The sequence below is a fragment of the Streptomyces sp. NRRL F-2580 genome (assembly GCF_000720115.1).
Classification (GTDB): domain Bacteria; phylum Actinomycetota; class Actinomycetes; order Streptomycetales; family Streptomycetaceae; genus Streptomyces.
Genome location: NZ_JOIR01000137.1, coordinates 1 through 227, shown reverse-complemented (window position 1 = coordinate 227; position 227 = coordinate 1). Strand labels below are relative to the sequence as shown.

The window sequence follows — 227 nt, the reverse complement described above, 5'->3', positions numbered from 1 at the left end:
CAGCACCCCCTCACCGCCGTCATCCACGCCGCCGGCACCCTCAACGACGCCACCCTCCACAACCTCACCCCCCACCACGTCACCCAAGTCCTCCACCCCAAAACCGACGCAGCCTGGAACCTCCACCAACTCACCACCCACCTCCCCCTCACCCACTTCATCCTCTTCTCCTCCATCGCCGGACTCATCGGAAACCCCGGCCAAGCCAACTACGCCGCCGCCAACAC

Annotated in this window: 1 protein-coding gene; it reads left to right on the top strand. The window is 66.1% G+C overall.

Annotated elements, in window-relative coordinates; all coding sequences use genetic code 11:
* Positions 1-227 (top strand): ketoreductase domain-containing protein (locus IF88_RS41815; protein WP_037808958.1); only part of this gene is annotated, 227 nt, incomplete at both ends.